Origin of the sequence: Rhodopseudomonas palustris (genome assembly GCF_003226555.1) — a bacterium.
GTDB lineage: Bacteria > Pseudomonadota > Alphaproteobacteria > Rhizobiales > Xanthobacteraceae > Rhodopseudomonas > Rhodopseudomonas palustris_I.
The window spans coordinates 197,044-206,610 of the sequence record NZ_QKQS01000001.1 but is presented as its reverse complement, the minus strand read 5'-3'; the positions used below and the strand labels follow the sequence as shown (position 1 = coordinate 206,610).

The following is a 9,567-nucleotide window of genomic DNA, read 5'->3' as shown; positions in this document are numbered from 1 at the left end:
CCTCACCCGGATCGCTGCGCGATCCGACCTCTCCCCGCGCGCGGGGAGAGGTTTGGCCCGGCGTCTGCGACAGCAGCCGCAGCCATAGATATTGCGCGACGTTCGTGTCCTGATACTCGTCGACCAGGATGAACTTGAAGCGGTTCTGATACTGCCGGAGCACGTCGGGGTGTTCGCGGAACAGGCGGATGTTTTCCAAAAGCAGGTCGCCGAAATCGGCGGCGTTGAGGATCTTCAGCCGCTCCTGATACTGCGCGTAGAGCTTGCCGCCGCGGCCGTTGCCGAACATTGCGGCTTCGCCGGCCGGCACCTGCGACGGCGTCAGGCCGCGGTTCTTCCAGCCGTCGATCAGTCCGGCCAGCATCCGTGCCGGCCAGCGCTTGTCGTCGATATTGTCGGCGGCGAGCAACTGCTTCAGCAGCCGGATCTGGTCGTCGGTGTCGAGCACCGTGAAGTTCGAAGTGAGCTGCACCAGCTCGGCGTGATAGCGCAGAATGCGACCGCCGATCGAATGGAAGGTGCCGAGCCACGGCATGCCTTCGACCGCCTGGCCGAGCATCTGACCGAGCCGCAGCTTCATCTCGCGCGCGGCCTTGTTGGTGAAGGTCACCGACAGGATCTCGGCGGGGCGGGCGCGGCCGGTGGAGAGGATGTGGGCGATCCGCGTGGTCAGCACCCGGGTCTTGCCGGTGCCGGCGCCGGCCAGCACCAGCACCGGGCCGTCCAGCGTCTCGACCGCGTCGCGCTGCTCCGGATTGAGCCCGGACAAATAGGCCGGGCCGGCCGCGGCGCGGGCGCGCGCGGCGATGCCGCCGGCGGCGGGCTGATAGCTGGAGACGTCGAGGGACGGGCGCTGAATCGGATCGGTCATGCGAATCGTTTTATCACCCGCAGCCGTGCTGCGGGGCTCGATGAAGAGCTTTCATAGCAGGATTACCCGCCGATATAGGCGCGCTCCGCCGCGATCGACAGGCCGAGCTGCGCAACTCGCCCAGCTGCGGCGCCACTGAAGGCGATTTCGTTCCCGTTTTTCGGGCAAAAATGGCCTCTCGGCCGAACGAAACCGGCCGGAACTTTCGTTCCCAGGTGGGATTGTTTCGACAAGCGGCGCGGCCGAAACCGGCAGCGCCTTCACTGAAAAGGGCAGCCCCTAACGGGTGCCTGAAGCGAAACGGAGGTCATCACATGTTGGGTTGGGTTGTGACGTTTCTCGTGGTTGCGCTGATCGCGGGTCTGCTCGGATTCGGCGGCATCGCCGGCGCGTCGATCGAAATCGCCAAGATCATCTTTTTCATCGCGATCGTCCTGTTCCTGGTCTCCGCGGTGATCAGCATCTTCCGCGGCCGTTCGCGGGTCTAGCCCGCCGGACGCTTCGAGGGCATCGCGATCCGTCGTCCGATGCCCTCGGGCTGCGGCAGCGTGCGATGAGCCTCAGCCATCCGTGCGATATTGGCGCGGATGTCGTCCGGAAACGGCGCCACTTTGCGGCTCGCCATGTCGACATGCATTGACATGTTTTCCGACGTCGCCGACAGCCAGCCTTCCTCGGCGTGGCGCAGTTCCTCGAACGTATGGATGCGCTTTTCGTCCGCCGCGACGATGTAGACCGCGACCCGCACCGGATCGCCGAGATGAATCTCGCGCAAGTAGCGGACGTGGGCCTCGGCCGTGAAAGTCGAACCGCCGCGTGTGTTCAGGTAATCGACCCCGATCCCAAGCTCGCTCCAAATCTGATCGATCGCACGGTCGAACAGCACGTTGTAATAGGCCATGTTGAGGTGGCCGTTATAGTCGATCCAGCCAGGCTCGATCTGCATCACCGACGACAGGAACGGTGCGGCCCCAGTGCCGGTTTCGGCGCTGCGATCTACTTCCAAAGTCAATCGTACCTCCCTTGACCCCTCCGGTATCCTTTGCCACGGTCGCCCCGTTCCGAAGGAGTTTTTGTCGTGGGCCTGACCATCACCAACACGCCGAAGCGCGCCGAGCCGCAGGCCGTGGCGAATGCCATTGAAGCGCTCGCAGCCCGGTTCGGCAACCGCCTCGTCACCTCGCTGGCGGTGCGGGAACAGCATGGCCACACCACGACCTGGCTGCCGAACCAGCCGCCGGACGGGGTGGTGATGGCGCAGGAGACCGCGGACATTCAAGATGTGGTGCGGATCTGTGCGCAGCACCGCGTGCCGGTGATCGCGTTCGGCACCGGGACCTCGCTGGAAGGCCACGTCAACGCCCCGGCCGGCGGCATCTGCATCGACCTGCGCGACATGAACAAGATTCTCACCGTGCATGCAGAGGATCTCGACTGCGTGATTCAGCCGGGCGTGACCCGCAAGGCGCTGAACGAGAATCTGCGCGACCAGGGGCTGTTCTTCCCGATCGATCCCGGCGCCGACGCTTCGATCGGCGGCATGGCGGCGACCCGCGCCTCCGGCACCAATGCGGTGCGCTACGGCACGATGCGTGACAACGTGCTGGCGCTGAAGGTGGTGCGCGGCGACGGCGAGATCATCACCACCGGCACCCGCGCCAAGAAATCCTCGGCCGGTTACGACCTGACGCATCTGTTCGTCGGCTCCGAAGGCACGCTCGGCATCATTTCCGAGCTGACGATCAAGCTGCGCGGCATTCCGGAGACGATCGCGGCGGCATCCTGCTCGTTCCCGTCGGTCAGCGACGCCTGTCAGGCGGTGATCCTGGCGATCCAGACCGGCATTCCGCTGGCCCGGATCGAGCTGATGAGCGAATCCCAGGTCAAGGCGGTGAATGCCTATTCCAAGCTGACGCTGCCGGAGACCCCGCTGCTGCTGCTCGAATTCCACGGCAGCGAGGTCGAGGTCGGCGAGCAGTCGAAGAATTTCGGCGCGATCGCCAAGGATTGCGGTGGCGGCGACTTCACCTGGACGACTCGCCCCGAGGACCGCAACAGACTGTGGCAGGCCCGGCACGACGCCTATTGGTCGGTGCGGGCGCTGCGCCAGGGGGACGGCGTCGGCGTCGTGGCCACCGACGTCTGCGTGCCGATCTCGCGGCTGGCCGATTGCGTCGGCGAAACCGAGGCCGATCTCAACCGGCTCGGACTGCTGGCGCCGATCGTCGGTCATGTCGGCGACGGCAACTTCCATTGCTCGCTGCTGTGCGACGTCAACGACGCCGAGGAACTGGCGCGGGCCGACGAGTTCATGCACCGGCTGGTCGAGCGGGCGCAGGCGATGGACGGCACCTGCACCGGCGAGCACGGCATCGGCCAGGGCAAGCAGAAATATCTGCAGGCCGAGCTTGGCCTCGAAGCGCTGCAGGCGATGGCCGCGATCAAGCAGGCGCTTGATCCGCAGAACATCTTCAATCCCGGCAAGATCCTGCCGCAAGGGATTTGAACCACAGGATTTTCCGGCGGCGTGAATCCGCCGCTTGAAGTGGTTGTGAGTTCGCCACAGTCTGGCGCTAGGCGTTGAAAACACAAGGGAACGACGCCGGCGAGGGGCGTCGCAACGCCCCCGAGGGGAAACCGCGTGCAGACGACGCTGCTCGGCCTGGCCATTGCGCTGATCCTGGCGCTGCTCGCCGCATTGGTCGGGCCGTACCTGATCGACTGGAATCAATTTCGCACGCCGTTTGAGGCGGAGGCGACGCGGCTGCTCGGCACCCAGGTGCGTGTCGCCGGGCCGCTCGATGCGCGGCTGCTGCCGACCCCGTCGCTGCGGCTGCAGAGCGTCAGCGTCGGCGGCGCCAATGACGCCGGCCGGGTCGGCGTCGCCAAGCTCGATGTCGAATTCAGCCTGGGTTCGCTGATGCGCGGCGAGCTGCGCGCCGACGAACTGTCGATCAACGGGCTGTCGCTCGATCTCGGGCTCGATCCGCAGGGCCGGCTCGATTGGCCGGCTGCCGGGCTGTCGAATCTGGCCGCGCTCACCGTCGATCGGCTCAACCTCACCGGCCGGATCGCGCTGCACGAGGCGGCGAGCCGCAGCAATCTCGAACTCAGCGACATCGCGTTTTCCGGTGAGCTGCGCGCCCAAGCGGCGGCGCTGCGCGGCGACGGCAATTTCCTGCTGAATGGCCGGCGCTATCCGTTCCGGCTGTCGACCGGACGCGCGGCGGACGGCGACGCGATCCGGCTGAAAGTCGGGATCAATCAGGGGGCGGGCGGGATCGTGGCCGATCTCGACGGCTTGCTCAGGCTCGACCGGCGCCGGCCGCGGTTCGACGGCAGCGCCGCGCTGGCGGCCGCGACGGGAGAGTCGCAGCGTGCGCCGTGGCGGCTCGCCGCCAAGCTCGAAGCCGATCCGGCCCTCGCCAGGTTCGATCAGGTCGAAATGTCCTGGGGGCCGGACGACCGCGCGCTGAAGCTCACCGGCAGCGGCGAAGCCAAGTTCGGCGCCACGCCGCGGCTCGATGCCAAGCTGTCGGCGCGGCAGCTGGATGCCGACCGGCTGCTGGCGAGGCCCGGCGATGCGCCGCCGCCACAGCCATGGGCAGGACGGCTGCGCGATCTGGCGGCGTCGTTGCCGCTGCCGCCATTGCCGACGCAGATTTCTCTCGAAGCCGATCAGATCATGATCGGCAATCGTCCGGTGACCGATCTCGCCGCCGAGCTGCGCGGCGATCATCAGGCTTGGCAGATCGAACGGCTGGAGCTGCGCGCCCCCGGCGGCACTCGGCTGGCGCTGCGCGGCGGCGCCGGCACTGTGGACGCAGGCATCACCGGGACGCTCGATCTGTCGGCCTCGGACCCCGATCTGCTTGCCGCCTGGCTGCAGGGCCGCACGCCGACCGCTGGCGGTCTCAGCAAGGCGCTGCGGATCACCGGCGGCGTCCGTGCCGGTTCCGATGCGCTGGTGCTCGATCCGCTCACGGTGGACAGCGGCGGCGACACGCTGCGCGGCCGCTTCGCCTACCGGGCGCGGCGTGACGATCAGGGACCGCAGGTCGACGCCGAGCTGAAGGGCGACAGCGCCGATCTCGACGCCGCGCTGCAATGGGCCCGCACGCTTGCCGGTCCGGACGGCGGCTGGCCGGAGCAGGCCAGTCTCACGCTCGACCTCGGCAAGGTCAGCGTCGGCGATCAGGTCTGGCAGCCTGCGACGGTCCGGCTGGCTTACGATCCGCACCGGATCGCAATCGACAGACTGAAGCTCGGCACTGCGGGCGGGCTGCTGCTCGAAGGCGATGGCACGCTCGATCGTGACAATGCCACCGGAAAGCTCGCCGTCTCGGTTCGGGCGCCGTCGCTCGATCCGGTCGCAACCGTGATCGATCCGTTCGCACCGGCGGTCGCGGACCGGCTGAAGGCGCTGCCGGTCGAGTCCGGCCAAGTGAGTGCCAAGCTTGTGCTGGGAGTGGCGAAGGCGAGCACGCCGCGCGATCACGTCGAGGCCACCGGCACGATCGAACTGACGGCGCCGCAGATCAGCGGTCGATTGATGGCGAAGGCGAGTCCGTCCGTTGCCGATCTGCGCAAGCTCGATGCCGACGCGCTCGCCCGGAGCGAGCTCAAGCTCGACGGTGAGCTGTCGGCGCCGCGCGGCGAGGCGTTGCTCGCGGTGCTCGGGCTCGACCGGGTGATCGCCGCGGGAGATGCGGCGGCAACGCTGCAGGCCTCGGGCTCCGGCAAGTGGCGCGGCGTCCTGCGCGGCAAAGCCAAGCTGGCGGCGGCGCGACTCGACGCCGAGGCGAGCGGCGAGATCGAGCCGTTCGCGGCCGAGCCCAAGGCGGCGCTGTCGCTGAACGCGCGCAAGCTCGATCTGGCGCCGCTGTTCGATCTGCCGGCTCCCGGCGCGAACGCAGCGCCGCTGTCGCTGTCGACGCAGCTGTCGGTCGCGGGCAGCAAATGGACCTTCAAGGATATCGACGCCGGCATCGCCGGTTCGCGGCTGCGCGGCCGGCTGAAGCTGGCGCGCGGCGAGACGCCCGAGCTCGACGGTGAAGCGGGCATCGATACGCTGCCGCTGGGACCTTCGCTGCAGCTCGCGCTCGGCGCGGCGGGACGGCCGGCCGACGAGCCGCTCGGGCAGGGCTGGCTGCGCGGCTGGCGCGGCAAAATCGCATTTCAGGCGGTGCGAGCCGAGCTGCCGGGCGGCAGCGAGCTGCAGCCGCTGCGCGGGGTGGTGCGCAGCGACGGGCGATCGCTGACGCTCGACGGCAACGGCAAGCTCGGCGGCGGCGACGTCAAAGCGGTGCTGACGGCCAAGCCGACCGATGCCGGCGTCACGCTCGACGCCCAGCTCAGCGTCAAGGACGCCGACGCCGCAGCGCTTCGCGACGGCCCGTTGGCGATGCCTCCCGGGAAGCTGTCGCTGCAGGGCACGCTGGCCAGCAGCGGCCGCAGCGCCTCCGCGCTGGCCGGTGCGCTGTCCGGCGGCGGCACGGTGACGCTGTCGCACGCGACGATTGCAGGGCTGGACCCGAGCGCGTTTGCGGTGGCGATCCGCGCCGCCGATCAAGGCCAGCCGATCGACACCGATCATCTCGCCAAGATGGTCGAGCCGGCTCTGACGGCGGCGCCGCTGAAGGTCGAGAGCGCGCAGTTTCCGGTCAGCCTCAGTGACGGCCGTCTGAAGCTGTCGCCGACCACGCTGCAAGCCAAGGACGCTCGCGCCGTGATCTCGGGGGGGTACGACATCGCCGCCGGCCAGGCCGATCTGCGCGTCACGCTGACGCCGACCGAGCCGGCGCAGGAGCTGCCGCCGGAGATTCGGATGTTCGCGGCCGGGCCACCGGATCGCATGGAGTGGAGCCGCGATTTGTCGGGGCTGTCGTCGTGGTTGTCGATCCGCCGCATCGATCGCGAGACCCGCAAGCTGCAGATGCTCGAACAGGGCGGCAAACCGCCGGTCGCCGCCGTCTTGCCGGGCGCGACTCCGGCTCCGGGCCAACACAGCCAGTCCCCTGAGCAGACATCGAGCCTGCCGCGGCCAACCGCGTCGTCCAAACCGGAATCAGCACCGCCCGCGGCGGCGCGAGCGCCATCGGGCGATCCCCAAGCTGCACCGCAGGGCACCCCAGAGTCTGTCACCCCCGAGTCGGCCGCACCAGCGGCCGGCCAGGGAGCCGCGCTCAGCCCGGCACTGCCGCAGACGCCGCCGTTGCCGGACGCCGATCCGCGTCGCGCGACGCCGAAGCCGCGCGCCCAGTCGCAACGGCCGTCGTCGCCTCAGCCGCGAATGCCAGCTCAGCCGCAAGCGTCTCAGCCGCAAACGTCGACCGCCACGCCCTCGACATCGCGCGAGAAGCTCGCGCCACTGCCGCCGCCATTGGAGATCAAACCCGCACCCGGAGACGTGCGCCCGTCACGGCCACGTCCGCCTTTGGCGTTGTCGCCCTCAAAGGCGAGGGCGACCGACTGAGCAGCGCACTGATCTGACGATCAGTGCGCCGTCAGTGAGCTTTCCGTTTTGGCATCAGCCACTGCCTGCTGCTGCGCCTGCAAGGCGCGGCTGCGGAAGTAGTCCAGCACGAACAGCCGGATCGCCGAAGACAGGTTGCCCTGCTGACGATTGCTGTCGATCTCTCCGACGAGCTCGGACAAAGTCATGTCCCGCACGCCGGAGATTTCCTTCATGCCGTTCCAGAACGCTTCTTCGAGGCTGACACTGGTCTTGTGGCCCGCGACCACGATCGACCGTTTCACTACCGGCGATTTCATGACGCGTCCTCGCCACCGATTTTGTGTTGATCGAGCAGTTGATTGGCGCGGCTAGCGTGATGCTGGTCGAACTCACGCTGCGATTTGGTCCTGCCAAATCGTGCGCGATTGACGTCTGCGAGTTTCGCGGCTGCTTCCCGCTCCGCTCGCTTCTTGAAGCGTTTCAAATTGACCACGTCGGCCATTTCGTCACCCATTATCGATTAAATCGGCAACGGGCGTCGCCTACCAGGCGGGCACGAATGCACGAAGCCATAAGAGGCTCGATCACCATCAAGAACAAAACCATATCACTGCTTGGATGCGATCCGACATTCATTCCGTAAATCGAATAAGGCTGTCGAACCACAACGCCGCAAGTGCGAGTTGACCAATCTGTGCACGCAAGGGATATGATTTACATCAATTTCCGAAAGGGCTTTTGAGAACTCTTGGAACGCCCTGTGCGGTCAGCCGGGATGCGTCATTTTGTCCGGGCGTACCTGCCGGTCGAAGTCGGCGGCGCTGATCAGCCCGGAGCGCACCGCTTCCTCCTTCAAAGTCGTACCACGTTGATGCGCCGCTTTGGCGATCTTGGCAGCGTTGTCGTAGCCGATGCTCGGCGTCAGCGCGGTGACCAGCATCAGCGAGCGCTGCATCAGCTCGCCGATCCGCTGCTCGTCGGCCTGGATGCCGTCGACGCAGTTGGTGGTGAACGACCGCGCGGCGTCGGCGAGCAGGCCGATCGACTGCAGCATCGCCTGAGCCATTACCGGCTTGTAGACGTTGAGTTCGAAATGACCCTGGCTGCCGGCGACGGTGAGGGTGGTGTGATTGCCGAACACCTGGCAGCACACCATGGTCATCGCCTCGCACTGGGTCGGGTTGACCTTGCCGGGCATGATCGACGAGCCCGGCTCGTTCTCGGGCAGGATCAGCTCGCCGAGGCCGGAGCGCGGGCCGGAGCCGAGCAGGCGGATATCGTTGGCGATCTTGAACAGCGCGGTGGCGGCGGCGTTGAGCGCGCCATGCACGAAGACGTAGGCGTCGTTGCCGGCGAGTGCTTCGAATTTGTTCGGCGCGGTGACGAACGGCAGTTTGGTGAGCGCGGCGGCGCGCTTGGCGAAGGCGCGCGCGAATTTCGGATGCGTGTTCAGCCCGGTGCCGACCGCGGTGCCGCCCTGCGCCAGCGGATACAGCTCCTTCAGCGCCGACTTGATCCGGGCGATGCCGCTGGCGAGTTGCGAAGCATAGCCGGAGAACTCCTGTCCGAGCGTCAGCGGGGTGGCGTCCTGCGTATGCGTGCGGCCGATCTTGACGATCTTGGCGAACGCTTTCTCCTTCTTGCGTAGCGCGTCGTGCAGCAGGGTCAGCGCCGGGATCAGGTCGGAAGTAATCGCCTGAGCCGCCGCGATATGCATCGCGGTCGGGAACGAGTCGTTCGACGACTGGCTCATGTTGACGTGATCGTTGGGGTGCACCGGCTTCTTCGACCCGCGCTCGCCGCCGAGGAGCTCGTTGGCGCGATTGGCGATCACTTCGTTGAGGTTCATGTTGGTCTGGGTGCCGGAGCCGGTCTGCCACACCACCAGCGGGAAGTGATCGTCGTGGGTGCCGTCGATCACTTCGCGCGCGGCGCGGACGATCGCGCCGGCGCGGCGGCTGTCGAGCAGGCCGAGTTCCTTGTTGGTCTCGGCGGCGGCCAGCTTGACGGTCGCCAGCGCCCGGATGATGCCGATCGGCATCCGCTCGGTGCCGATGCGGAAGTTCTGCCGCGAGCGCTCGGTCTGCGCGCCCCAATAGCGGTCAGCGGCCACATCGATCGGACCGAAACTATCGGTCTCGCTTCGCGTGGCGGCAGAACGTGCGGGGCGGGGAGAGCGGGGCGTGCGGGCCATGATCATCGTCCTGAAGGCTGGGGATCGGAAGAGGGCAAGGCGGCG

General features: G+C 67.4%; 8 protein-coding genes. 3 read left to right on the top strand and 5 right to left on the bottom strand.

Features of this window, described 5'->3' with window-relative positions:
• Window positions 1-871 (bottom strand): ATP-dependent helicase (locus DNX69_RS01090; RefSeq protein WP_165825155.1); only part of this gene is annotated, 871 nt, incomplete at its 3' end.
• A gap of 314 nt (window positions 872-1,185) precedes the next feature.
• Here DNX69_RS01090 and DNX69_RS01085 point away from each other — a divergent pair.
• The gene (locus tag DNX69_RS01085) at window positions 1,186-1,359 is read left to right on the top strand and encodes a DUF1328 domain-containing protein (RefSeq protein WP_110784110.1); all 174 of its coding nucleotides are present in this window, start codon (window positions 1,186-1,188) and stop codon (window positions 1,357-1,359) included.
• Here the strand turns inward: DNX69_RS01085 and DNX69_RS01080 are convergent.
• Complete coding sequence (locus tag DNX69_RS01080; protein WP_110784109.1) at window positions 1,356-1,883, bottom strand: thioesterase family protein; 528 nt, start codon at window positions 1,881-1,883, stop codon at window positions 1,356-1,358. The two genes, DNX69_RS01085 and DNX69_RS01080, sit on opposite strands and share 4 nt — an antisense overlap.
• A 66-nt stretch (window positions 1,884-1,949) precedes the next feature.
• Here DNX69_RS01080 and DNX69_RS01075 point away from each other — a divergent pair, with 66 nt between their 5' ends.
• Entirely contained in the window at window positions 1,950-3,377 is a 1,428-nt protein-coding gene (locus tag DNX69_RS01075) for an FAD-binding oxidoreductase (RefSeq protein ID WP_110784107.1), read from the top strand.
• 135 nt (window positions 3,378-3,512) lie between these two features.
• Window positions 3,513-7,346 carry an AsmA-like C-terminal region-containing protein gene (locus DNX69_RS01070; protein WP_110784106.1) on the top strand — a complete coding sequence of 1,278 codons (3,834 nt, stop codon included), beginning with the start codon at window positions 3,513-3,515 and terminating at the stop codon, window positions 7,344-7,346.
• Between the two features lie 20 nt (window positions 7,347-7,366).
• On the opposite strand, the gene DNX69_RS01065 is transcribed toward DNX69_RS01070, so the two are convergent.
• From DNX69_RS01065 to fumC, 3 genes are all read right to left on the bottom strand, one after another.
• Window positions 7,367-7,645 (bottom strand): ribbon-helix-helix domain-containing protein, encoded by a 279-nt coding sequence (locus tag DNX69_RS01065; RefSeq protein ID WP_110784104.1) that lies wholly within the window; start codon window positions 7,643-7,645, stop codon window positions 7,367-7,369.
• Window positions 7,642-7,830 (bottom strand): DUF4169 family protein, encoded by a 189-nt coding sequence (locus DNX69_RS01060; protein WP_110784147.1) that lies wholly within the window; start codon window positions 7,828-7,830, stop codon window positions 7,642-7,644. Before DNX69_RS01060 ends, DNX69_RS01065 begins: the two co-directional genes overlap by 4 nt.
• A gap of 264 nt (window positions 7,831-8,094) precedes the next feature.
• On the bottom strand, window positions 8,095-9,522 hold the full coding sequence (gene fumC, locus DNX69_RS01055; protein ID WP_110784145.1) for a class II fumarate hydratase: 1,428 nt from the start codon (window positions 9,520-9,522) through the stop codon (window positions 8,095-8,097).
• Between the last annotated feature and the right edge of the window lie 45 nt (window positions 9,523-9,567).

Coding starts and splice junctions, on each gene's coding strand:
- DNX69_RS01085 (WP_110784110.1), top strand. CDS start 1,186: ATGTTGGGTTGGGTTGTGACGTTTCTCGTGGTTGCGCTGATCGCGGGT.
- DNX69_RS01065 (WP_110784104.1), bottom strand. CDS start 7,645: ATGAAATCGCCGGTAGTGAAACGGTCGATCGTGGTCGCGGGCCACAAG.
- DNX69_RS01060 (WP_110784147.1), bottom strand. CDS start 7,830: ATGGCCGACGTGGTCAATTTGAAACGCTTCAAGAAGCGAGCGGAGCGG.
- fumC (WP_110784145.1), bottom strand. CDS start 9,522: ATGGCCCGCACGCCCCGCTCTCCCCGCCCCGCACGTTCTGCCGCCACG.